General features: G+C 66.0%; 24 protein-coding genes. 12 read left to right on the top strand and 12 right to left on the bottom strand.

What is annotated here, in order from left to right; translation table 11 throughout:
- Genes DEM26_RS12490 through DEM26_RS12480 form a run of 3 tightly spaced genes read left to right on the top strand, consistent with a single transcriptional unit; the run spans window position 1 to window position 2,326 of the window.
- Window positions 1–768, top strand: coding sequence for a thiazole synthase (locus DEM26_RS12490; RefSeq protein ID WP_109172537.1), 768 nt, complete (start codon window positions 1–3; stop codon window positions 766–768).
- Entirely contained in the window at window positions 768–1,361 is a 594-nt protein-coding gene (locus DEM26_RS12485) for a thiamine phosphate synthase (RefSeq protein ID WP_109172536.1), read from the top strand. Before DEM26_RS12490 ends, DEM26_RS12485 begins: the two co-directional genes overlap by 1 nt.
- On the top strand, window positions 1,358–2,326 hold the full coding sequence (locus tag DEM26_RS12480) for a HesA/MoeB/ThiF family protein (protein WP_109172535.1): 969 nt from the start codon (window positions 1,358–1,360) through the stop codon (window positions 2,324–2,326). The genes DEM26_RS12485 and DEM26_RS12480 overlap by 4 nt, the downstream gene beginning before the upstream one ends.
- Before the next feature lie 48 nt (window positions 2,327–2,374).
- Here DEM26_RS12480 and DEM26_RS12475 read toward each other — a convergent pair whose 3' ends face one another.
- The 8 genes from DEM26_RS12475 to DEM26_RS12440 all read right to left on the bottom strand — a co-directional run bounded on the left by DEM26_RS12475 (window position 2,375) and on the right by DEM26_RS12440 (window position 9,083).
- Entirely contained in the window at window positions 2,375–2,938 is a 564-nt protein-coding gene (locus DEM26_RS12475) for a GntR family transcriptional regulator (protein ID WP_255415034.1), read from the bottom strand.
- A 75-nt stretch (window positions 2,939–3,013) separates the two neighbouring features.
- A complete protein-coding gene (locus tag DEM26_RS12470) occupies window positions 3,014–3,742 on the bottom strand; it encodes a methyltransferase domain-containing protein (RefSeq protein WP_109172534.1) in 729 nt (242 codons plus the stop codon).
- A complete protein-coding gene (locus tag DEM26_RS12465) occupies window positions 3,739–4,335 on the bottom strand; it encodes a pimeloyl-ACP methyl esterase BioG family protein (RefSeq protein WP_109172533.1) in 597 nt (198 codons plus the stop codon). The genes DEM26_RS12470 and DEM26_RS12465 overlap by 4 nt, the downstream gene beginning before the upstream one ends.
- The gene (bioA, locus tag DEM26_RS12460) at window positions 4,335–5,603 is read right to left on the bottom strand and encodes an adenosylmethionine--8-amino-7-oxononanoate transaminase (RefSeq protein WP_109172532.1); all 1,269 of its coding nucleotides are present in this window, start codon (window positions 5,601–5,603) and stop codon (window positions 4,335–4,337) included. Before bioA ends, DEM26_RS12465 begins: the two co-directional genes overlap by 1 nt.
- The gene (bioD, locus tag DEM26_RS12455) at window positions 5,603–6,220 is read right to left on the bottom strand and encodes a dethiobiotin synthase (RefSeq protein WP_109172531.1); all 618 of its coding nucleotides are present in this window, start codon (window positions 6,218–6,220) and stop codon (window positions 5,603–5,605) included. The genes bioA and bioD overlap by 1 nt, the downstream gene beginning before the upstream one ends.
- Window positions 6,217–7,350 (bottom strand): 8-amino-7-oxononanoate synthase, encoded by a 1,134-nt coding sequence (locus DEM26_RS12450; protein ID WP_109172530.1) that lies wholly within the window; start codon window positions 7,348–7,350, stop codon window positions 6,217–6,219. The genes bioD and DEM26_RS12450 overlap by 4 nt, the downstream gene beginning before the upstream one ends.
- Window positions 7,347–8,294 (bottom strand): biotin synthase BioB, encoded by a 948-nt coding sequence (gene bioB, locus DEM26_RS12445; protein ID WP_109172529.1) that lies wholly within the window; start codon window positions 8,292–8,294, stop codon window positions 7,347–7,349. Before bioB ends, DEM26_RS12450 begins: the two co-directional genes overlap by 4 nt.
- Before the next feature lie 312 nt (window positions 8,295–8,606).
- Complete coding sequence (locus DEM26_RS12440) at window positions 8,607–9,083, bottom strand: GNAT family N-acetyltransferase (RefSeq protein WP_233243094.1); 477 nt, start codon at window positions 9,081–9,083, stop codon at window positions 8,607–8,609.
- 407 nt (window positions 9,084–9,490) lie between these two features.
- On the opposite strand from DEM26_RS12440, the gene queC reads away from it, so the two are divergent.
- From queC to queF, 4 genes are read left to right on the top strand one after another with little or no spacing between them, the layout of a single operon-like run.
- Window positions 9,491–10,192 (top strand): 7-cyano-7-deazaguanine synthase QueC, encoded by a 702-nt coding sequence (queC, locus tag DEM26_RS12435; protein WP_088720574.1) that lies wholly within the window; start codon window positions 9,491–9,493, stop codon window positions 10,190–10,192.
- A complete protein-coding gene (queD, locus tag DEM26_RS12430) occupies window positions 10,192–10,545 on the top strand; it encodes a 6-carboxytetrahydropterin synthase QueD (protein WP_109172527.1) in 354 nt (117 codons plus the stop codon). Before queC ends, queD begins: the two co-directional genes overlap by 1 nt.
- Complete coding sequence (gene queE / locus DEM26_RS12425) at window positions 10,542–11,252, top strand: 7-carboxy-7-deazaguanine synthase QueE (RefSeq protein WP_109172526.1); 711 nt, start codon at window positions 10,542–10,544, stop codon at window positions 11,250–11,252. The genes queD and queE overlap by 4 nt, the downstream gene beginning before the upstream one ends.
- 16 nt (window positions 11,253–11,268) lie before the next feature.
- The gene (gene queF / locus DEM26_RS12420) at window positions 11,269–11,733 is read left to right on the top strand and encodes a preQ(1) synthase (RefSeq protein WP_075777284.1); all 465 of its coding nucleotides are present in this window, start codon (window positions 11,269–11,271) and stop codon (window positions 11,731–11,733) included.
- Between the two features lie 88 nt (window positions 11,734–11,821).
- Here the strand turns inward: queF and DEM26_RS12415 are convergent, their stop codons facing one another.
- Entirely contained in the window at window positions 11,822–12,337 is a 516-nt protein-coding gene (locus tag DEM26_RS12415; RefSeq protein ID WP_109172525.1) for a plastocyanin/azurin family copper-binding protein, read from the bottom strand.
- A gap of 201 nt (window positions 12,338–12,538) precedes the next feature.
- Window positions 12,539–13,228: a winged helix-turn-helix transcriptional regulator gene (locus DEM26_RS12410; protein ID WP_088723052.1), complete on the bottom strand. Its 690-nt coding sequence runs from the start codon at window positions 13,226–13,228 to the stop codon at window positions 12,539–12,541.
- Window positions 13,229–13,449: 221 nt separating this feature from the next.
- Here DEM26_RS12410 and DEM26_RS12405 point away from each other — a divergent pair, with 221 nt between their 5' ends.
- Together DEM26_RS12405 and DEM26_RS12400 are read left to right on the top strand one after the other, a co-directional pair.
- Window positions 13,450–14,895: an FAD-binding oxidoreductase gene (locus DEM26_RS12405; protein ID WP_109172524.1), complete on the top strand. Its 1,446-nt coding sequence runs from the start codon at window positions 13,450–13,452 to the stop codon at window positions 14,893–14,895.
- 65 nt (window positions 14,896–14,960) lie between these two features.
- Window positions 14,961–15,335, top strand: coding sequence for a group I truncated hemoglobin (locus DEM26_RS12400; protein ID WP_109172523.1), 375 nt, complete (start codon window positions 14,961–14,963; stop codon window positions 15,333–15,335).
- Window positions 15,336–15,402: 67 nt separating this feature from the next.
- Here DEM26_RS12400 and DEM26_RS12395 read toward each other — a convergent pair whose 3' ends face one another.
- Window positions 15,403–16,503, bottom strand: a complete 1,101-nt coding sequence (locus tag DEM26_RS12395; protein WP_109172522.1) for an HPP family protein — start codon at window positions 16,501–16,503, stop codon at window positions 15,403–15,405.
- A 219-nt stretch (window positions 16,504–16,722) separates the two neighbouring features.
- Window positions 16,723–17,952 carry an ROK family transcriptional regulator gene (locus tag DEM26_RS12390; RefSeq protein ID WP_109172521.1) on the bottom strand — a complete coding sequence of 410 codons (1,230 nt, stop codon included), beginning with the start codon at window positions 17,950–17,952 and terminating at the stop codon, window positions 16,723–16,725.
- 317 nt (window positions 17,953–18,269) lie between these two features.
- On the opposite strand from DEM26_RS12390, the gene DEM26_RS12385 reads away from it, so the two are divergent.
- The 3 genes from DEM26_RS12385 (at window position 18,270) to DEM26_RS12375 (ending at window position 21,240) form a co-directional block, all read left to right on the top strand.
- Complete coding sequence (locus DEM26_RS12385) at window positions 18,270–19,283, top strand: sugar ABC transporter substrate-binding protein (RefSeq protein ID WP_077701105.1); 1,014 nt, start codon at window positions 18,270–18,272, stop codon at window positions 19,281–19,283.
- 101 nt (window positions 19,284–19,384) lie between these two features.
- Window positions 19,385–20,461 (top strand): ABC transporter permease, encoded by a 1,077-nt coding sequence (locus DEM26_RS12380; protein WP_088723673.1) that lies wholly within the window; start codon window positions 19,385–19,387, stop codon window positions 20,459–20,461.
- On the top strand, window positions 20,458–21,240 hold the full coding sequence (locus DEM26_RS12375) for an ATP-binding cassette domain-containing protein (RefSeq protein ID WP_075777669.1): 783 nt from the start codon (window positions 20,458–20,460) through the stop codon (window positions 21,238–21,240). The genes DEM26_RS12380 and DEM26_RS12375 overlap by 4 nt, the downstream gene beginning before the upstream one ends.
- Window positions 21,241–21,260: the final 20 nt, after the last annotated feature.

The following is a 21,260-nucleotide window of genomic DNA, read 5'->3' as shown; positions in this document are numbered from 1 at the left end:
ATGAAACTCTATGACACCGAACTCACCTCGGCGCTGCTTCTGGGCACGGCGCAATATCCCTCGCCCGCGATCTTGTGCGAGGCGATCCGCGCCAGCGGCTGCGAGGTCATCACCGTAAGCCTGCGCCGCGAGGCCACGGACGGCGCGGGCACGCAGTTCTGGGACATGCTGCGCGAGACCGGGATGCGGGTGCTGCCCAACACCGCGGGTTGCCATTCCGCGCAGGAGGCCGTCACCACCGCGCGGATGGCGCGCGAGGTCTTCGGCACCGATTGGATCAAGCTGGAGGTGATCGGCCATGCCGACACGCTGCAACCCGATGTCTTCGCGCTCGTCGAGGCGGCGGGGGCCCTCGCGCGCGATGGCTTCAAGGTCTTTCCCTACACGACCGACGATCTGGTCGTCGGCGAGCGGTTGCTGGAGGCCGGGTGCGAGGTGCTGATGCCATGGGGCGCGCCGATCGGCTCGGGGCAGGGGCTGCGCAACCCCGATGCGCTGCGCGCGATGCGGGCGCATTTCCCGACCGTGCCGCTGATCGTCGATGCGGGGGTCGGGCGGCCCTCGGATGCGGCGCAGGCAATGGAGCAGGGGATGGACGGGGTGCTTTTGAACACCGCTGTGGCGAAAGCCGGCGACCCGGTCGGCATGGCACGCGCGATGGCGCTGGCGGTGCGGGCGGGTCGTGCGGGGCATCTTGCCGATCCGATGGAGCGGCGCGACATGGCCGTGCCCTCGACCCCGGTTCTGGGGCTGGCGGAGTTGATGTGATGGAGCGGTTCTACCTGATCACCTCGAATGTCGCGCAGCTGGAGCGTCTGGTGCCGCAGGGCGTCCGGCTGGTGCAGCTGCGGCTCAAGGACGTCCCGCCCGCCGAGACCCGCCGCCAGATTGTGCGGGCGCGGGATATCTGCGCCGTGCATGGTGCGCAGCTGGTGGTAAACGACTACTGGCAGGAGGCGCTCGACCTGCGCTGCAGCTTCGTCCATCTCGGGCAAGAGGACATGGACACGGCGGACTTGCCCGCGCTGCGCCGCGCCGGGATACGCTTTGGCCTGTCGACCCATGATGAGGCGGAGTTGGACCGGGCGCTAGGGCAGGACCCTGTCTATGTGGCGCTCGGACCAGTCTATCCGACGAAGCTGAAGAAGATGAAATGGGCGCCGCAGGGGCTGGAGCGCGTGGCCCGCTGGAAGGCGCTGACGGGCGGCGTGCCGCTGGTCGCGATCGGGGGGCTGACGCCAGAGCGCGTGCCCGGTGTGTTTGCGGCAGGCGCCGACAGCCTTGCAGTCGTCACCGATATCCAGCAGGCGCCCGACCCGGAGGCGCGCGTGCGCGCGTGGCTGAGGGTCTGCGCACCATGAGCCGCTATGCCCGCCAGATGATCCTGCCCGAGATCGGCGCGGCTGGGCAGGCGAAGCTAACTGCCGCGCATGTTGCCGTCATCGGGGCCGGGGGCTTGGGCTGTCCGGTGCTGCAATATCTCGCCGGGGCGGGCGTGGGACGGCTGACGATCTTCGATCCCGACATGGTCGAGGAAAGCAACCTGCACCGCCAGCCGCTCTATCGGATGGCCGATCTCGGACGCCCCAAGGTCGAAGCCGCGCGCGACGCGCTGCGCGCCCTCAACCCGCAGATCGCGGTCGAGGCGCGCGCTACCGCGCTCGGGCCGCAACGGGCGGAGAAGATCGCGGCGGAGGTAGATCTGGTGATAGATGCCGCCGACAGTTTCGCGGTGTCCTACATCCTTTCCGATGCTTGCCTGAGGTGGCAGACCCCGCTGATCTCCGCGAGCGTTCTGGGCCAGACCGGCTATGTCGGCGGCTTTTGCGGTGAGGCACCCTCGCTGCGCGCGGTCTTCCCGGACCTTCCCGCCTCCGGCGCGAGCTGCGCCACGGCGGGCGTGCTGGGCCCGGTGGTTGGTGTGATCGGCTCGCTGCAGGCGCAGATCGCGCTGCGCGTGCTCCTCGGGGCCGACCCGCCCGCCTTGGGCCGGATGCTCACCGCCGATCTGGCGGAGCTTTGCTTCGGCGGGTTCAGCTTTCTCGGCACGCCCGAGCCGGAAAGGCCGCTGCGGTTTGTGTCGGCCGACATGCTGTGTGAAGGCGATCTTGTGATCGACCTGCGCGGTGAAGACGAAGCGCGCTCGCCGATTTCCGCCGGGGCCGTCAGGCTGCCCGGTTCGGAACTGACGGCGCTGGAGCCCGCCTCCGGTCAGCGGGTCGTTCTGTGCTGCGCCTCGGGCCTTCGGGCGTGGCGGGCCGCGCGCGTTCTTCAAGAACGCGGTTTCGAGGCGCTCGCCTTGCTTGCCGCCAAGGCGGATGGGTGATGCAGCGCCGGAGGTTCCCGCGTCGAGGCCGCGTGCGGCGCGGCCGGTTCAGTTCAGCCGCTGCAGATGGCGCGTCAGAATTGCGGCGGCGGACTTGGCGTCCTGACGCCGGATCGCGCTCATGATGCCGTGGTGATCCTTGTCGATGCGGGGGCGCCAGCGCGCGCGGTAATGAACGAGGATGTAGCGGGCCGCGAGGTTCTGCATGTTCTCGACCGATTCCAGCAGGCGCGGCATCTCGCAGGCCTCGTAGATCTTGATGTGGAACGCGCGATTCTGCTCTTCCCAGTCGTAGATATTGGAGGCCTGATCGCAGGCCTGACGCAGCTCGTCTGCCTGTTGCACCTGTGCGGGCGTCAGGTTGGGCACCGAGTGCAGAAGCGTGAGCGGTTCGAGCGCCAGACGCATGAGTTTCAGCTCGCGCTGCGCCAGCGGATCCAGCGGCGCGACGTGAACCCCCTTGTTGGGCCGGGACACCACCAGCCCGCGCGCGGACAGCTTGAGCAGGGCTTCGCGGACCGGCACATGGCTCACGTTGAACTCTGCGGCGACATAATCCTGCCGGAGACGTTCGCCCGCGATCAATTCGCCGCGAATGATGCGGCGGGCCAGTTCGTCGGCGATCAGGTCGGGGGTGGGCGCGGCAGGAATGGTCTCGGACTTTCAAGGGGGCGTGTGGGCCGAAGGTCAGGGCATGCGGGCAATACAGCAGGACGGATGGTAGGTCAAAGTCAGAGCGCCGTCTCGGTCCATCCGCGTCATCAGGTGACGCAGGCGCGGCGCCGACAGTTGCCCGCCCATCAGCCCGTTGACCCCGGTCGCGCGAAGATGGCCGAACAGGGCCCGCGCATCGGGGAAATCCAGACGGATGGTTTCGTCCCACGCGGCGATCACCTCCATGTGCCGGGGCATGTCGTGGCACAGTCCGTCCGCGTCACGATAGGAGGGGGCACCCGCGGCAAGCCCCAGCCGTGCGAGTTCCGGGAAATTCCCGGGACCGAAACTGGTGACGGCGAGAAGCCCGCCGGGGACGAGGGTGTCGGACGCCTTGCGAAGGAGTTCATGCGGCGCGGCCAGCCATTGCAGCATCGACGTCGAGGCGACCAGATCGAGGCGATCCGGCAAATCGATTTCGGTCGCATCCCCCCCGAGGGCGTGGACGCGGGTCCGCTCTGGCCAGTGCAGATCGGGCAGCGGCGCTGCGAGGTCGTTGAGCCAGATCTCCCGTGGCTCCAGCTGCAGAAGGTGGCGCGTCAGAAGGCCGGTGCCATGGCCAAGCTCGATAACCCGCCCCCCGCGTTGCATCATCGGGGTCAGGCGTTCGCTCAACCGTGCCGCGATCCGGGCCTGAACCGAGGCTGCCCCGTCATAGCTTGCCAAATGGCGCGAGAAGGCTGCGGCGATACGCTCTTTCATCCGATGATCTCCTGCCAGTTCCGCCACTGGGCGAACGGGAAATGGCCCGTGTCGACCCAGTCGATCGGCTGGCCTGGCCAGGCAGCGGTCATCGCGTCGGCGGGGAAGATGCGATCCTTGCGCGCCGCGATGATCCGGTCGAACGCGCCGACCGGCGCCGGGGGCCGAGCCCTGAGCGCGCGCAGCTCGTCGCCCAATGCGGCAATGTCGGGCGCCTGCGGTTGCGGGAGCCCCGCGCGGCGCGCGAAGCGGGCAAGGCTCTGGCGGTCAAGGCCGGCGAGGGTGCCGTCATAAATGTCCGCGCCGATGGTGCGGCGTGGGTTGGTCGCGCCGCAGATCGCGATGGCACGCTCGGGGCGCAGACCACCCAGATGCCGCGCCGCCACTGCCACCCCCATCGAATAGGCGACGAGCATGATCCGGTCATGCCTCCCTATCCATGCGGGATCGAGGGTCTCGTCACGGTAATCGCTCAGGATCAACAGGTCATTGTCGCCTGCCAGAAGTTCGATCTCGGCGGTTTCGGTGGTCCAGCCCGAATAGAACAACACCAGTTGGGGGCGCCCCCGCTGCCTGATCCAACGCGCTCGCATCAAAGCCCCTTCGCAATGGTGAGCATGGCATGGGTGACGCGGCTCAGCTCGTCGGGTTCGATGCTCAGGGGCGGCATGGCGTAAAGAAGGCGCCCCAAGGGACGCAGCCAAACACCGCTTTCCATGCAGAACCGGTGCACGCGACCGACGGGCAGCGGAGCCTCCATCTCGATGACGCCGATCGCGCCGAGCGTGCGCAGGTCGCGAACACCCGTCATGGCTCGGGCTGGGGCCAGTTCGGTGGCGAGCTGTGTCTCGATGGCGCGGGCTCGGGCCGACCAGTCGCTGCCTTTCCACAGATCCATGGCCGCCGAGGCCACGGCGCAGGCCAGCGGATTGGCCATGAAGGTAGGGCCGTGCATCAGGGCGCCGACAGTCGCGGCCAGCTCCTTGGTCGTGATCGTGGCGGCGAGGGTCATCATGCCGCCGGTGAGCGCCTTGCCGAGGCAGAGGATGTCGGGGGTGACGCCTGCCGTCTCCATCGCGAAATCGGCCCCCGTGCGGCTGAACCCTGTGGCGATCTCGTCGAAGATCAGGTGTATGCCGAAGTGGTCGCACAGGGCGCGCAATCCGCGCAGGTAGCCGGGGTGATGGAAATGCATTCCGCCGGCTCCCTGAACGACGGGTTCGATGATGAAGGCCGCGATGCGGTCGCCGTGGGTGCGGAACAGCGTCTCCACTTCTGCCAGCCCGTTGCACACGGGATCCTCGCTCCACTGCGCGTCGAAGGGGATCGGCGGGCGCGAGACGAAGTGCTGCGCCGAGAGGGCGCGTCCGAACTGGGCGTGCATGCCGGTCTCGGGATCGCTCAGGCTCATCGCCTTCCAAGTGTCGCCATGATAGCCGCCCCGCGCGGTTGCGAGGTCCGTACGGTGGGGATGGCCCCGGTTCACCTGCGACTGGGCGGCCATTTTCACCGCCACTTCGACCGCGACCGACCCGCTGTCGGAATAGAAGATCTGATCGAGCCCGGCGGGCATCGCCGCGACGAGCTGTCTGGTGAGATCGATCACGGGCTGATGGGTGAGGCCTGCGAACATCACATGCGGGAGAACCTCGGCCTGATCCTTCAGCGCCTGAACGAGGGGCGCCGGCGCATGGCCAAAGGCCGCGGCCCACCACGAGGACATGGCGTCGATCATCCGTCCCCCGTCGTCGCGGGTCAGCCAGATTCCCTCCGCCGCAACGATCCTGTGCAGGCGCTGCGGGCGGGCGCGCTCGGTATAGGGGTGCCAGACATGCGCCTGTTCGAAAGCCATATCCTTCATCACAGTGTTCCCCGGATGCGATCGAGATCGAGCCGCCGGGCCGCATCGCGCAATCCTTGTGTCGTCAGATCGGACATGACGGGTAGGCGGCCCAGCGACGGCAGCTCGGCGATGCGGCAGATGGTGTCCTGACTGTCGGCCACCTCGTCGCCGACGAAGGCGATACCGACGAGCGGCACGCGCCGGGCGCGCAGGGCTTCGATTGTCAGCAGGCTGTGATTGATCGTGCCGAGCGTGGTCCGCGCGACGACGATCACGGGCGCGCCCCAGTCCGCCATCTGGTCGGCATAGAGACGGTTGCCGTTCAAGGGCACCAGCGCACCGCCTGCGCCTTCGATGACGAGCGGGCCTTTCACCTCGGGCAGCTCCAGAGAACCGATCTCAACCCGGTCCAGCCTCGCCGCGAGATGGGGAGAGGCCGGGGTGCGCAGGCGCCATGCCTCCGGCAGGGTGGGCCGCCCCGTGAGCCGCTCGACGGTTTCGCTGTCGGTTTCCTCGTCCAGCCCGGCCTGCACAGGCTTCCAGTAGCTCGCCTGAAGCGTGAGTGTCAGCGCCGCGCTGAAGACGGTCTTGCCGATGCCGGTATCGGTGCCGGTGACGACGATGGGTGAGGTCATGGGGTAAGCTCCGGTGCAAGGGTGGACAGGGTGCTGAACAGGGTGTCGATGTCGCGAGGCTGCAACCCGCCCGTCAGCGAGATACGCAGCCGTGCCGTGCCTCTGGGGACCGTCGGCGGGCGCACGGCCCGCAGGTCGAGCCCCGCCGCCCGCAGCCCTTGCGCGAGACGGATAGCGGCATGATCTTCGCCGACGATCAGCGGTATGATCTGACTGCCGTGATGGTGCAGGCCGATGCTTTCCGCCGCACGATGGGCGTGCTGGCGGAGCGCTGCGGCATGGTTTCCCCATCGCGGCTGGGTTTGCAGCATATGCAGCGAGTGCCGGACGGCCGCCGCCATCAGCGGCGAGGGCGCCGTGGCATAGATGAAGGGCCGCGCCCGGTTGATCAGGGTTCGGATGACCACTCTGTCGGCGCAGATCAGCGCCCCGCTCGCGCCGAGCGCCTTGCCGCAGGTGTGGATCACGATCATCGGCACGTCGCAGCCCATCGGGGCGAGCCCTCGGCCATCGACGCCGTAGAGACCCGTCGCATGGGCTTCGTCGAGGATCAGGGTGGCGTCATGGTCCCGGGCGATCGCGACGAAATCCGCCAGCGGCGCGAAGTCGCCATCCATCGAGTAGAGCGTCTCCAGGGCCAGCCAGACCCGGCCTTTGCCGCCACGCTCACGCCAGCTCCGGATCTGGGCGGCGGCGTCCTGGGCGTCGTTGTGGCGAAAGCTGCGCAGGTCCGCCGCGCCGAGCCGCATCCCCTCATGCATGCTGGCGTGGACCAACGCATCGTGCAGCACCAGATCGCCGCTCATCGGCAGACAGGTGAGGATCGCCTGATTGGCCTGAAAGCCACCGCCCATGTAGAGACAGGCGTCCGCCCCGAAGAACGCGGCGGCTTCGGTTTCGAGCCGCTCGAATTCCGCGTCATTGCCCCGCAGCAGCCGCGAGCCGCCCGATCCCACTGGGATACCTCGTGCCAGCGCGTCCGTGATGCTTTGGGCGAGTTCCGCAGAGTCGCGCAGTCCCAGATAGTCGTTCGACGCGAAATCGAGCCCTTTGCCGGGGATCAGCTCCCGAAGCCGCCCTCTCGCCTCGAGCTGCGCGAGGCGAGAGTCGTGACGAGGATAGGCGCTCATGGCTGATCCGCAGTCTCTGGTAGCGCCTCGGGGACCAGTCCGAGACGGGCGAAGAGCAACGCGTCCTTGCTGTCCTCGGGGTTGTCAGCCGTCAACAACGTGTCGCCCACGAAGATCGAGTTCGCCCCCGCGAAGAAGCACATCGCCTGCAGCTCATCGGACATCGCGCTGCGCCCCGCAGAGAGACGGACATAGGAGCTCGGCGCGAGTATCCGCGTCGTGGCGATGGCCCGCACGAGCTCGAACGGATCGAGCGGCGGCGTGTCGGCCATCGGGGTGCCGGGCATCGGGATCAGCAGGTTGATCGGGATGGATTTCGGCGGCTCCGGCAGATCGGCGAGGGTCTGGATCATGCTGATGCGATCTTCCGCCGTCTCGCCCATGCCCAGAATGCCGCCCGAGCAGACATTGATCCCGGCCTGCCGCACGCGCTCGAGCGTCTCGATCCTGTCGGCGAAGCTGCGCGTCGACACGATGGCGGAATAGAACTCCTCGGAGGTGTCGATGTTGTGGTTGTAGTAATCGAGCCCCGCCTGCCTGAGCTGTACCACCTGTTCGTCGTCCAGCATCCCGAGGGTCATGCAGGTCTCCAGCCCCATCGCCTTGACCCCCTCGACCATGGCGATGACCGCGGGCATGTCGCGTGGCTTTGGCGAGCGCCACGCCGCCCCCATGCAGTAGCGCGTGGCGCCTGCCGCCTTGGCCTTGCGCGCTTCTGCAAGAACCCTCTCCACTTCCATCAATTTCGATGCGCTGAGCTCGGAGCCGTTGCGCGCCGACTGTGCGCAATAGGCGCAATCCTCGGGGCAGCCTCCGGTCTTGATCGAAAGCAGCTTGGCGCATTGGATCCTGTTCGGATCGAAATTCGCCCTGTGCACGCCATGGGCGCGGGACAGCAAGTCCATCAGCGGAAGATTATAGATTTTATGTGCGCGATCTTTCATGACGCCCCATCTTTTGACTGTGGTCGTCAGAAGATGACGCGGCGAGGCATATCTCAATTTGCAAAGAAATCTATTGTCGGCGCGCTTAGGTAGGCATCTAAGCATCTGAAATAAAATAAAAATCAATGAAGCGCCTGAGCGGTCGAGGCGCAGGGAGGCGTAAACGCTAACTATTATCTATAATCAGACCGGCGGTGCCGCGATGTGCGGATGAGCACCACCTCGCGGCCTCTGGTGCGCGGCGCCTTTTGCTATCGCTCGGAAAAAAGCGGCCCTTCGCCGCGTGGTCGGGTGGTCAACGGAGCCCGGGCTTCAAGCGCGGGGCCGGGGAAAACGATACACGCTTCTCTCGATACCGTCGGGGAATCTCTCTCTGGCGACCTGTTCGCCACCGAGCTTTTCGGTCAGGCGCTGAGCGGCTTCGTTCTCGTCTCGCATATGCGTTTCCACCGCGTCCCAGCCATTACCCAACGCCCATGTGATCACCCCTCGCGACGCCTCGGCGGCGATTCCGCGGCGCCGGGCATCGCGCGCGATCCACCATGTCAGCTCGTGGCGGGGCCAGCCGTTGGCGTGAACGATGCCGCATGTTCCGACACAGCGCCGTTCTTCGACGAGGTCGATCGCCCAGACACCGTGCCCCCGAAGCACCCAGTGGCCGACATCCGCCGTCAGTCTCGCCCAAGCCGCAGCGGGCGACAGCGGCCCGCCATAGAAGCGGGAGGCCGCCGCGTCGCCGAAGAAATCGCAATAGACCGGGAAATCCTCTTCGACCGGAGCCCTCAGCAAGAGCCGATCCGTCTCAATTCGGGGAACCCAGTCAGGGAATGTGTCTGTGCGAGCGCGCATGAAGATAACGCTACCGCCTCCTTTTGAACGACGGAAGCGATTGCCTGGCCTCTTGCGAGCGCGCGCCAGAAGTTGATCCTGTGTGATCTCGAGGCGTCGAGACTGGGATGCGATCTTCGCCCGGATTCAGGAGGAACGCCTATCGCCTCCGCATCGCTCGCAGCCAAGAAAAATTGGGCTAAAGCGCCGGTTCCAATTGGCCCGGTTTGCGGGGCGCTGCCCTCTTTGTGCGCCCGGATTTCCATCTGACGGACCAACGCGCGCGCCCTTGCGGCGGAGAGATCCTTCCTTTAGATGCCCGCTCAACCGGTCGCAGCCTACCCGGTCATCAAAACAAGGGTTCAAAAATGAAGACTCTCGTCATCTGCTCGGGCGGACTCGACTCCGTTTCGCTCGCTCATATCGTCGCCGCTGAGGGCAATCTCACGCGGCTCGTTTCCTTCGACTACGGCCAACGGCACCGCAAGGAGCTTGATTACGCGGCCGCCGCCGCGCGCCGTCTGGGCGTGCCGCATCACCTTATCGACATGCGCCCAATCGGGGCCGCGCTGACAGGTTCGGCGCTGACCGACGATATCGACGTGCCCGACGGGCATTACGCCGAAGAGACGATGCGCATCACTGTCGTCCCGAACCGCAACGCGATCATGCTGGCAATCGGCTTCGGCGTGGCTGCCGCAAATCGCGACCAAGCCGTGGCGACCGCGGTCCATGGGGGCGATCACTTCATCTACCCCGATTGCCGCCCTGCCTTCACCGAAGCCTTCGATGCGATGCAGCGCATGGCGCTCGACGGTTATGCCGATGTGCGGCTGCATACGCCTTTCGTGCATCGCTCCAAGGCGGACATCGTGGCGGAGGGCGCCAGACACGGCACGCCCTTTGCCGAGACCTGGTCTTGCTACAAGGGCGGCGAGGTGCATTGCGGGCGCTGCGGCACCTGCGTCGAGCGGCGCGAGGCGTTCCATCTGGCGGGCGTCGAAGACCCGACCGTCTATGCCGATCCCGATTTCTGGGCCAAGGCCGTCGCCGACAAGGAGGCCCGCTGATGTTTCGCATCCGCAAGGAATTCCACTTCTCCGCCTCGCACCAGCTTGCCCATCTGCCCGACGATCACCAATGCGCAAGGCTGCATGGGCATAATTACATCGTCGTCGTCGAGCTGGCTGCCGCGACGCTCGATGCGAACGGGTTCGTGCGCGACTATCACGATCTGAAACCGCTCAAGACCTATATCGACGAGAGTTTCGATCATCGGCACCTCAACGATGTGATGGACGTGCCTTCGACCGCCGAGAACATGGCCAAGCATTTCTACGACTGGTGCAAGGCGCGGTGGCCCGAGACCAGCGCGGCGCTGGTCAGCGAGACGCCCAAGACCTGGGCGGAATACCGTCCATGACGACGCTGCGCATCGCCGAGATTTTCGGCCCGACCATTCAGGGCGAAGGCGCGCTGATTGGCGCGCCCACACTCTTCGTGCGCGCGGGGGGCTGCGACTACCGCTGTTCGTGGTGCGACAGTCTCCACGCGGTCGAGAGCGCCTATCGCCATACGTGGGCTCCGATGAGTTCCGAGGAAGTCTGGGCAGAGCTGCGCCGCCTGTCGGGCGACCGCCCGCTGACGATCTCGCTCAGCGGAGGCAACCCGGCCATTCAGGATTTCGGACCGCTGATCGCGCTTGGGCGAGCCGCCGGCTACCGCTTCGCCTGCGAGACGCAGGGCTCTGTCACGCGGTCGTGGCTCGGCGATCTGGATACGCTGGTGCTGTCGCCGAAGCCGCCCTCGAGCGGGGAGCAGGTCGATTGGGACGTCTTCGCCGATTGCGTGGCGGCCGGACGCTCTGCCGGCAGCACCGTAATGAAGATCGTGATCTTCGACCGTGCGGATTATGATTGGGCCAAGGACGCCCATGCCCGTCACCCCGATCTGCCGCTCTATCTTCAGCCGGGCAATCCCGAGGTCGATCCGGACGTTCCGGTCGATCCGCAGGCGCTTGCCGACCGGCTGGGCTGGCTGACGGAAACCGCCATGGCGGACCGCTGGTTCGCCCCCCGTATTTTGCCGCAGCTGCATGTCCTGATCTGGGGCAACAAGCGCGGCGTCTGATCAATCGGAGACCCAAATGACCAACTCGATCTACAGCGATCTCAAGCAACTCGGTGGCGCGACCCGCATCCCGGCAAGCCCCGAGGAGGCCGAACTCGAACGGGTGAGCAACCCGCAGGCCGATATTAGCTACAACGTCCGCTTCACGGCGCCGGAGTTCACCTCGCTCTGCCCGATGACGGGGCAGCCCGACTTCGCGCATCTGGTGATCGACTACGTGCCCGGACAGTGGCTGGTGGAGTCGAAATCGCTGAAGCTCTATCTGACGTCGTTCCGAAATCACGGCGCGTTCCACGAGGATTGCACGATCTCCATCGCGCGGCGGCTGGCGGATTTCCTCGAGCCGCAATGGCTGCGCATCGGTGGCTACTGGTATCCGCGCGGCGGTATCCCGATCGACGTATTCTGGCAAACCGGGGCGATGCCCGAGGGAGTCTGGATTCCCGATCAGGGTGTTCCGCCCTATCGCGGGCGCGGCTGACCTTCGCCGCGTCCCGGCCTCGGGGTTTATTCTTAGAGCCTCGCCCTGGGGCCGTGCCTTTGCATGACGCTCGCCGGACCTGTCGAAGTTATTCTACACGGACCAGCGTCCACATCCCCATGACGTAGTGGCCGGGGATGTTGCAGTAGAGGATGTATTCGCCCGGTTTCAGCGTCACCGTGAGCGAACCGCTCTGACCGGGATCGAGCTCGGAGACCTCGCCGAGATGGCCGGCCTTCTCTTCGTCGACCCGCATTTCGTCCTTGTTATAGGGCAGTTCCTCGGTCGCGCTCTTGACCGGGGCCACGATCATCTCGTGCACGGTGCCCTTAGAGTCGTTCTTGACCTGGAAGGTGACCTTGCCCGCAGGCACGACCGCCGGTGTCGCGGTGACGCCCATCGTCGCCTTCGAGACCCGCTCGCCGGCGCCAGCCATGTTGAAGCCCATGGGCGGCAATTGTCCCAGATCGTCCATCGCGTTGTCGCCCTTGTCCCAGAGCGAGACCTGCACGGTGGCGGGATCGGCGGCCATTGCGGGCGTGATCGTCAGCGTCGGCAGAGCCGCGAGGGCGAGTGCGAGGGTGGTGCGTCGTGTGAGTTTCATCTTCTATTCCCTTCTCGGTGTTGAGGTTTCGACCTTCGAAAAGAGGGATAACGTGTTTGGCGGAGGGTCCGTTTTGACCCAGATCACCTCTCACGCCACTGTGACGGCCGGGCCGAAAACGGCGGAGCGCTGTCGAGATGGCTTCGCTCAAGCGAGGGTGCGCCGCGCGCCCTTGGGCATGCCCGTGCAGGGCGACGCGGCTCAGGAGGCCAGTTTTCGCTCGGTCGCGAAGGGGCTGAGGCCCAGCCAGCTCTGCATCGAGGCCACAACGTCTCGAGACCCGTCGAGATCGAGTTTCCGGGCGGCTTTCGACACGGTGGTGAGGCCCATCCAGATCTCTGTCATCGTGCGCAGATCCGTCGTGACGAAAAGATCCACGTCGAAGCCCGGATCGACCTGACACAGATCGACATCGCCGCTCGCCTCCACGATCAGCCACCATGAGGATTTCGACGCCGCAAGCTCGGGGAACCGGAAATTGAGGACGGTGCGCCCCGGCGGAAGCGGCGCCGGATCGAGATTGCGGCGCATGTCCCACATCAGCAAAGACACGTCGAGCCGTTCCAGAGACGGCTCGGATTCCACCCATTTCTGGCCCCAGATCCCGAAGGCCTCGACAACCGGCAGAAGGTCCTTTCCTGCGTCGGTCAGGAGATAGTCGACAGCCTGAGAGCCTTCGACAGGATGCCGTTCGACGATCCCGGCTGCTTCCAGTTCCCGCAGGCGCTGTGCGAGCAGGGTGCGCGACATCCGCGGAACGCCGCGCCTGATATCGTTGAAGCGCGTCGATCCCGCCACGAGCTCGCGCACGAGGACGATCGTCCATCGGGTGCAGAGGATTTCGGCTGCCATCGCGACGGGGCAAAACTGGAAGTAGCTGGCGTTGGACATCGGAGATCTCCTCCATGGCTGTTTCCAGCATAGCACGAATTGCGATTCCTTTATTCGGCCTCGTGCCCATGCTCTCCGCTCGGGCGGGCCGGTCCAGTTTCGCCACTGGTTTGAGACTCGCCGCGCGCTCATCCTTTCAGAACCGCAAGCAATCGAAACGCGGCAGACGCGCAAGGGGTAGATCGCGTCGCCGTGCGCCATGGTCTCAGAGGGAGGAAGACATGTCGGATATCATTGAAATGAACGGGCTGGACGGCACGCGCAAGAAGATCACCGGCGCGGACCGGGAGGCCCTTGCCGCCGCCTTGCGTGGCGAAACCCTGATCGAGGGAGACGCAGGCTATGACGCCGCGCGGTCGATCTGGAACGGGATGATCGACCGCAAGCCGGGGTTGGTCGTGCATGCGATGGGGGCCAGCGACATCCAGAGCGCGGTCGCCTTTGCCAAGGAAAAGGGACTTCGGATGGCCGTGCGGTCCGGCGGCCACCAGATCGCCGGTCTCGCGGTCGAAGAGGGCTCGCTGATGCTGGACCTGTCGGGCATGCGCTCGGTGCACGTCGATCCCGAAGCCGGGACCGTCCGGGCCGAGCCGGGTGCGACACTGGGCGACGTCGATCGCGAGTCGCAGGTGCATGGGCTTGCCGTGCCCGTCGGCGTGAACTCGACAACCGGGATCGCGGGGCTGACGCTTGGCGGTGGCTTCGGCTGGATCACCCGGAAATACGGGATGACCGTGGACAATTTGTTGTCGGCTGATGTGGTGCTCGCCGACGGGCGCTGCATCCGGGCCTCGAAGACGGAGCATCCGGACCTCTTCTGGGCGCTGTGCGGCGGGGGCGGGAATTTCGGGGTGGTGTCCTCCTTCGAATTCCAGGGTCACGCCATCGGCACCGAGGTTCTGTCGGGCCTCGTGATCCATCCCTTCGCGGAGGCCGCCACTCTGCTGCCGAAGTTCCAGGAGATATGCGACAAGGCGCCGGACGAGCTGACGGTCTGGTCGGTCCTGCGCAAGGCGCCGCCGCTGCCGTTCCTGCCGGAGGACTGGCACGGGCGCGAGGTGCTGATCTTCGCGGCCTGTTACGTGGGTGATATGGCCAAGGGCGAAGAGGCGATGCGGGAGCTGCGCGCCCTCGGCACGCCCATCGTCGACGTGATCGGCCCGCATCCCTTTACCGGATGGCAGGCGGCCTTCGATCCGCTGCTGACGCCCGGCGCGCGCAATTACTGGAAGAGCCGGGACTTCCTGAAGCTCGGCCGCGGCACGATCGAGGCGATACTCGGCGCGGTCGACGAGCTTCCCGATCCGCAATGCGAGATCTTCATCGCCCATGTCGGCGGCGCAATGGCCCGCGTCCCGTCGGACGCGACCGCCTATCCGCAGCGCGACAGCCACTTCACCATGAACGTCCACACCCGCTGGGACGACCCGGCGAAGGATGCGGACTGCATCGGCTGGGCGCGCGACCTGTTCGACGCCACGGCGGCGGATGCGGCGCCGAGCGTCTATGTGAATTTCCTGCCCGCGGATGACGCGGGTCGCCTCGCCGAGGCCTATGGCGGAAACCTGAACCGGTTGCAGGAGATCAAGGCGCGCTACGACCCGACGAACCTCTTCCGGGTGAATCACAACATCCAGCCGCAGCAGGTGCGGCAGGCCGCGCAATGAGCCGTCGCGCCCCGGACGCGAATGCGCCCGGGGCCACGGCCTCCAGACAGCAAGGAGCTAGAACGATGGAACAGACTCTCTACGAACGGCTCGGTGGAAAGCCCGGGATCAAGGCGCTCGTCGACGATGTCCTCGAGGCGCATATGAAAAACCCCGCGATCAGCGCCCGCTTCCTGCCGTATCGCGAAAGGCCGGACGACCTGAACGACGCCAAGGCCCAACTCTGCGCTTTCTTCGGCGCAGGCAGCGGCGGCCCCGAGCAATATACCGGGCGAGACATGGTGGCGGCGCATCGCGGCATGAATATCAGCATGAGCGAATACATGGCCGCGATCGACGACATCATGTCGGTCCTTGCGGCGCATGAGGTCGACGAGACGACCCGCAAGGACGTGCTGATGATCGGCTATTCGCTCAAGGGCGATATTACCAACCAATGAACGTGTCGGACGGGCGGGGGGATTTCCGCCGCTCCCGCGCGATCGCGCGCTGCCTTTTCAGGCGCGCCTACGCCGCTGCGCGGTCGTCGGCCCCGTCCAGCAGCAGACGGATGATATCGGAGCGGGTGAGAATACCTGCGAGACTGCCCTCCCGCGTCACCGGCACGACCTCGGTTCCCTGCGCCGCGAGACGGTTGAGAAGGGTGCCGACGGGCAGGTCATGGGCGACCGCGCGGTCGGGCGAACGCATCACCTCCGAGACGGTGCGGGGCCGCGCCGGCCGCGGCAGGGCGCGCGGCCGGCCCTGCGCGGCGACCTCGTCGAGAAGATCCGCTTGAAGCACGAGGCCGCAGAGCCGGGTCTCGGCGTCGATGACAGGAAGGCTCTTGATGGCATGGGCGCGAAACAGGCGCGCGGCCTCCGGCAGCGGTGTGTCACGGCGCACCGTGATGAGATCGGTGGTCATGATGTCGGCGCACGTCGTGCCGTCGAAGCGATGCTGCGCCGCCTCGGCCTCGGCGGCGGCCAGCAGCCGCCCGAGATCCACCACCCCGAGATTGGCCGTCTGGTTGAACCGGTCGAGCAGTTCGCCCAACTGGGCGCTCGACAATCCCAGCCGCGGCGGCGCATCCGCCGCCCGCTCCGCCTCGGGCTGGCGGAACGGGTAGACCCGCCCGGTGGCCCGGTTATAGACGATCGCGGCAAGGACCAGCGTGGCGGTCGTCAGTCCGACCGGCACCAACGCAAAGAGCGGTCCGATCTCGAGCGCATGTGTCGGATCGAGCGCGGTCAGCAAGGCGACGGCACCGCCCGGCGGGTGCAGCGCGCGCACGAACATCATAGCGGTGATCGCGGCGCCGACGGCAATCCCCACCGACCATGAGCCGGGCAGGCTGCGGACCACGAGCAGCGCGACCAAGGCCGAGGTTACGTTGCCCACGATCGCCGACCACGGCTGCGCAAGGGGCGAGTTCGGAACGCCGAACACCAGCACCGCCGTCGCCCCGAGAGGCGCCACGAGATAGAGCGAGGAAAGCCCGAACCGTGCGCCGAGGCTCACCACGAGGGCGCAGAGGCTGATGCCGAGCAGCGCCCCGAGGCCAGCCCGGATCTGTTCGCGCCCGTGGAATGCCGGCAGCGCCGGAGCGAGATGATGCCATGCCCGCATGGGAAAGCCCTTCCAGCTGGCCGAAAATCAGTCGAATCGCGTTTGTATGCGTCAGAAATGGACGGGAAGGGAACGGGCGCGCCCGCGGAAAAGGACGCTGATCCGCGCGCCACGCAGAATTCGGGATGCCGGTTCCGCGTGGCGTCTGCGGCGGCAAACAATGTTTGCCCGGGGCCGCTCGTGCCGGCTCGCGGGTGGCCGCGTCATGCGATGGGGGGGTTACCGCGCCAACTGCCCGGGAGGCGCTTTCCGGAGCAAGGTATTCTGGTCGATCATGAATTCGGTCGAAATTGCGTAAGCAGCGGCGCCCATGGCGCGGATGACCGATCCGAAATGCCCTGCGTGGATTTCGGGGTGATAGACTCCTTGCAGATCGAGGCGCGAGAAATGCCGGTCGACCTCCGCCACCAGCCTGTCGCGGATATCTTGCGGAAACGCGCCGTCGATGATGACGGCTTCGAAGTCGATCACAGCCTGGGCGGAGACAATCGCATGGGCGAGGCTTCTGGCCGCGCGCGTGATCCAGAGCGAGAGCGCAGGCTCGAGGGGCGACCAGTCGGCACGGTCGTCCTGAATCCGTTCGGGGTCGCTCTGCCGTTCCGCCAGAAGGCGCTCGAGCACAGAGAGCGAGGCATGGTCGATCAGGCGGTGGCCGCCGGGCTCGTCGGGAATTCGCAGCGGCCCGAAGCCGCCTGAGTTTCCCGACCGCCCGGAAAACACGCTGCCATTGAGAACGACGCCGCCCCCGATGAAGGTGCCGACGAAGAAATAGATGTAGTCCTGCTTGTCGGTGGGCGGTCCGAAAACCAGCTCTCCACGACAGGCCGCGGTGCCGTCATTCTCGACGGAGATCGGCCCGGGAAGCAGCGATGCGAGCTCGGTGCGGGCGTCGAAACTGCGCCATTTCTCCAGCTCGTCGGTCGGCGCGTCGAAGTCCTCGGCCCAGTGCCACAGCTCGGAGGGAATCGCGATTCCGCTGGCATCCACGTCCTCGCGCTTCAGTTTCGCCGAGCGTAGCAGCGGGCGGAGATTGTCCTTGATGAAGGTGACCAACGCCGTCCGGGTCGGGAAGCCGTGGCGCGCCGAGCGGCGGGCCATGACGGCGCCGGTAAAGTCGACCACGACCATGTCGAAGCTGCTTCGGCCGATCTTCAGGCCGAGGTAGTGTTTCGCTTCTGGGTTGAGGCGCATCGGCACGGAGGGCTGGCCCACGCGGCCCCGGACCGGATCGCCGCGCAGCAACAGGTCGTCCTGCTCGAGCGCCTTGAATATCTCCGAGACCGCGTTGGCGGACAGCCCGGTTGCGCGGGTCGCCTCGGCTTTCGTCAGCGTGCCGTGGCGGCGGATCAGATGGAGCACGAGACGCTCGTTAAGGTCTCTTACCGTGAGTTGGTTGGTGCCCATGAGCGGCACGGCATTCAGGGTTTTGTCGGGGCGTGCTGTCGTCATCTCTCACCGGCGGGGAAGGCCACGCAGCTTAGTCCTGCGTGGTTCGTGGGTGATCGGATGCTACGCGGCGGCCCGGAGGGGCGCAAGCAACATCGAAAATTTGACCTAAATAAAAATTCATCTGGAAGTTTTTATTGACAGACGGAAGCTCCGGGCGCTAGCTCTTGGTGACTTCGAGGAAGGGAGGAGGCTTCGCCGGCGGTGCCGCGGCATCGTGAATGCGGGTGCGGCACGCATCCCGATCGGACGCGAGAAAACTTTTCCATGAAGTTTCAATGGATGCACTGAATGCATCTCAGCAAGGGAGGAGACCTGACATGAAGAAGACAACCGCGATTCTGGGAGCGACGGCGCTCGGTCTGATGGCGACCGGGGCCTGGGCGGAGACGACCGCCTGCCTGATCACGAAGACTGACACCAACCCGTTCTTCGTGAAGATGAAGGAGGGGGCGACGGCGAAAGCCGAGGAGATGGGCATCAAGCTCAACACCTATGCGGGCAAGCTCGACGGCGACGTGGAAAGCCAGGTCGCGGCGGTCGAGAGCTGCATCGCGGCGGGCGCCAAGGGCATCCTGATCACGCCGTCCGACAGCCGCGCGCTGGCGCCGGCGGTGACGAAAGCGCGCGACGCGGGGGCGCTGGTGATCGCGCTCGACACCCCGTTCGAGCCCGCCGACACCGCCGATGCGACCTTCGCCACCGACAACTTCAAGGCCGGCGAGCTGATCGGGCAATGGGCCAATGCGAAGATGGGTGACAAGGCCAAGGACGCGAAGATCGCCTTCCTCGACCTCAACCCGAGCCAGGTCTCGGTCGATTACCTGCGCGATCAGGGCTTCATGAAGGGCTTCGGCATCGACGTCAAAGACCCCAAGAAGATCGGCGACGAAGACGATCCGCGCATCGTCGGCCATGACGTGACCAACGGCAACGAAGAGGGTGGCCGCACGGCGATGGAGAACCTTCTGCAGAAGGATCCGGGCATCAACGTGGTCTACACGATCAACGAGCCCGCCGCCGCCGGCGCCTACGAGGCGTTGAAATCGGTCGGCATGCAGGATCAGGCGATCATCGTCTCGATCGATGGTGGCTGCCCGGGCGTGCAGAACGTCAAGGAAGGCATCATCGGCGCGACCTCGATGCAGTTCCCGCTGAAGATGGCCTCGATGGGCATCGAGGCGATCGCGGCTTTCGCCAAGGACGGCACCAAGCCGCAGAACTCCGAAGGTCTCGACTTCTACAATACCGGCGTGACGCTGATCACCGACCAGCCGGTCGACGGGGTCGACTCGATCTCGTCGGAGGAAGGCCTCAAGCAGTGCTGGGGCTGATCCCCGCCTGACAGATCGGAGGGGCCGCCCGCGCGGCGGCCCGTCCTCTTCGGGCCGGATCACGGCCCCTCACCCCATATTGCACAAAGAGGATGACGGACATGACCCAGACCGCTCCGCCTCGCGGCCAGTCCTTCGAGCACGATCTCGATAAGAGCGACAAGACCGTCGCGGCCTTCAAGGGAAAGAAGCGCGGGCTTCTCGGCACGATCCAGCACGGGCTGCACGGCAACCCGACGATGGTGCCGGTGATCGTGCTGCTGTTGTCCATCGCCGTGTTCGGCCTTGTGGCGGGGGGCAAGTTCTTCTCGGCCTTCAACCTGACGCTGATCATGCAGCAGGTCTCGATCATCGGTATTCTCGCCGCGGCGCAATCGCTGATCATCCTGACCGCGGGGATCGACCTGTCGGTCGCGGCGATCATGGTGCTGATGTCGGTCGTGGCGGGCAACCTCGCTGTCTACATGGGCGTGCCGGCACCGCTGGCGCTGCTGATCTCCTTCGCGGGCGGCACCGGGGCGGGGCTGATGAACGGCTTTCTGGTGACCAAGGTGAAGCTGCCGCCCTTCATCACCACGCTGGGCACCTGGTCGATCTTCTACGCGCTGAACCTGTGGCTGTCGGGGGCGCAGTCGATCCGCTCGCAGGATATCGACAAGTTCGCGCCGCTTCTGAAATTCTTCGGCAACACGATCGCGGTGGGCAATGCCCGGCTGACCTATGGCTCGATCCTGATGGTCGCCGTGTTCCTGGTGCTCTGGTATCTGCTGAACAAGACCGCCTGGGGCCGCCACGTCTACGCGGTGGGCGACGACAAGGAAGCGGCGGAGCTTGCGGGCATCCGCACCGACCGCACGCTGCTGTCGGTCTACGGCATGGCCGGGCTCGTCTGTGCGATCGCCGCCTGGGCCTCGATCGGCCGGGTCGGGTCGATCTCGCCGCAGGCCTTCTACGAGGCGAACCTGCATTCCATCACCGCCGTGGTGATCGGGGGGATCTCGCTCTTCGGCGGACGCGGTTCGATCCTCGGGGCGCTGTTCGGCGCGCTGATCGTGGGCGTGTTCCAGTCCGGTCTGCGGCTCGCGAATGTGGACGTGCTCTGGCAGGTCTTCGCGATCGGCTGGCTCATCATCATCGCGGTCGCCATCGACCAATGGATCAGAAAGGTATCGGCATGACGCAAGAGCCCATTCTCACCGCGCGCGGTCTGGTCAAACGCTATGGCCGCGTCACCGCCCTCGACGAATGCGACTTCGATCTCTATCCGGGCGAAATCCTCGCCGTGATCGGGGATAACGGGGCCGGGAAATCCTCGCTCATCAAGGCGATCTCCGGCGCGGTTTCCGCCGACGAGGGAGAGATCCGTCTCGAAGGCAAGCCGATCAGCTTCCGCAGCCCGCTCGAGGCGCAGGATGCCGGGATCGCGACGGTCTACCAGACGCTCGCGCTGTCGCCCGCGCTCTCGATCGTCGACAACATGTTCGTCGGGCGCGAGCTGCGCAAGCCGGGCGCGATGGGCAAATGGCTGCGGATGCTCGACAAGCCCGCGATGCGCGCCTTCGCCCGCCAGAAACTGAACGATCTGGGCCTGATGACCATTCAGGACATCGATCAGGCGGTGGAGACCCTCTCGGGCGGTCAGCGCCAGGGCGTGGCGGTCGCACGTGCGGCGGCCTTCGGCTCGAAGGTGATCATCATGGATGAGCCCACCGCGGCGCTCGGCGTCAAGGAGAGCCGCCAGGTGCTGAACCTGATCCTCGATCTCAAGGCGAAAGGGCTGCCGATCATCCTGATCTCGCACAACATGCCCCATGTCTTCGAGGTCGCCGACCGGATCCACGTCCACCGGCTGGGCAAACGGCTCTGCGTCATCGATCCGAAGCAACACTCGATGTCGGACGCCGTCGCCTTCATGACCGGCGCCAAAACCCCCGACGGCGCGACAGAGGCGGCCTGAGCGATGAGCACGACCGAGGC

It is taken from the genome of Thioclava sp. NG1 (assembly GCF_003122275.1).
Taxonomy (GTDB): Bacteria; Pseudomonadota; Alphaproteobacteria; order Rhodobacterales; family Rhodobacteraceae; genus Thioclava; species Thioclava nitratireducens.
The sequence above is the reverse complement of the archived record's forward strand: the minus strand, read 5'-3'. Positions and strand labels throughout refer to the sequence as shown.

Coding starts and splice junctions, on each gene's coding strand:
- DEM26_RS12490 (WP_109172537.1), top strand. CDS start 1: ATGAAACTCTATGACACCGAACTCACCTCGGCGCTGCTTCTGGGCACG.
- DEM26_RS12485 (WP_109172536.1), top strand. CDS start 768: ATGGAGCGGTTCTACCTGATCACCTCGAATGTCGCGCAGCTGGAGCGT.
- DEM26_RS12480 (WP_109172535.1), top strand. CDS start 1,358: ATGAGCCGCTATGCCCGCCAGATGATCCTGCCCGAGATCGGCGCGGCT.
- DEM26_RS12470 (WP_109172534.1), bottom strand. CDS start 3,742: ATGAAAGAGCGTATCGCCGCAGCCTTCTCGCGCCATTTGGCAAGCTAT.
- DEM26_RS12465 (WP_109172533.1), bottom strand. CDS start 4,335: ATGCGAGCGCGTTGGATCAGGCAGCGGGGGCGCCCCCAACTGGTGTTG.
- bioA (WP_109172532.1), bottom strand. CDS start 5,603: ATGAAGGATATGGCTTTCGAACAGGCGCATGTCTGGCACCCCTATACC.
- bioD (WP_109172531.1), bottom strand. CDS start 6,220: ATGACCTCACCCATCGTCGTCACCGGCACCGATACCGGCATCGGCAAG.
- DEM26_RS12450 (WP_109172530.1), bottom strand. CDS start 7,350: ATGAGCGCCTATCCTCGTCACGACTCTCGCCTCGCGCAGCTCGAGGCG.
- bioB (WP_109172529.1), bottom strand. CDS start 8,294: ATGAAAGATCGCGCACATAAAATCTATAATCTTCCGCTGATGGACTTG.
- queC (WP_088720574.1), top strand. CDS start 9,491: ATGAAGACTCTCGTCATCTGCTCGGGCGGACTCGACTCCGTTTCGCTC.
- queD (WP_109172527.1), top strand. CDS start 10,192: ATGTTTCGCATCCGCAAGGAATTCCACTTCTCCGCCTCGCACCAGCTT.
- queE (WP_109172526.1), top strand. CDS start 10,542: ATGACGACGCTGCGCATCGCCGAGATTTTCGGCCCGACCATTCAGGGC.
- queF (WP_075777284.1), top strand. CDS start 11,269: ATGACCAACTCGATCTACAGCGATCTCAAGCAACTCGGTGGCGCGACC.
- DEM26_RS12415 (WP_109172525.1), bottom strand. CDS start 12,337: ATGAAACTCACACGACGCACCACCCTCGCACTCGCCCTCGCGGCTCTG.
- DEM26_RS12410 (WP_088723052.1), bottom strand. CDS start 13,228: ATGTCCAACGCCAGCTACTTCCAGTTTTGCCCCGTCGCGATGGCAGCC.
- DEM26_RS12405 (WP_109172524.1), top strand. CDS start 13,450: ATGTCGGATATCATTGAAATGAACGGGCTGGACGGCACGCGCAAGAAG.
- DEM26_RS12400 (WP_109172523.1), top strand. CDS start 14,961: ATGGAACAGACTCTCTACGAACGGCTCGGTGGAAAGCCCGGGATCAAG.
- DEM26_RS12395 (WP_109172522.1), bottom strand. CDS start 16,503: ATGCGGGCATGGCATCATCTCGCTCCGGCGCTGCCGGCATTCCACGGG.
- DEM26_RS12390 (WP_109172521.1), bottom strand. CDS start 17,952: ATGACGACAGCACGCCCCGACAAAACCCTGAATGCCGTGCCGCTCATG.
- DEM26_RS12385 (WP_077701105.1), top strand. CDS start 18,270: ATGAAGAAGACAACCGCGATTCTGGGAGCGACGGCGCTCGGTCTGATG.
- DEM26_RS12380 (WP_088723673.1), top strand. CDS start 19,385: ATGACCCAGACCGCTCCGCCTCGCGGCCAGTCCTTCGAGCACGATCTC.
- DEM26_RS12375 (WP_075777669.1), top strand. CDS start 20,458: ATGACGCAAGAGCCCATTCTCACCGCGCGCGGTCTGGTCAAACGCTAT.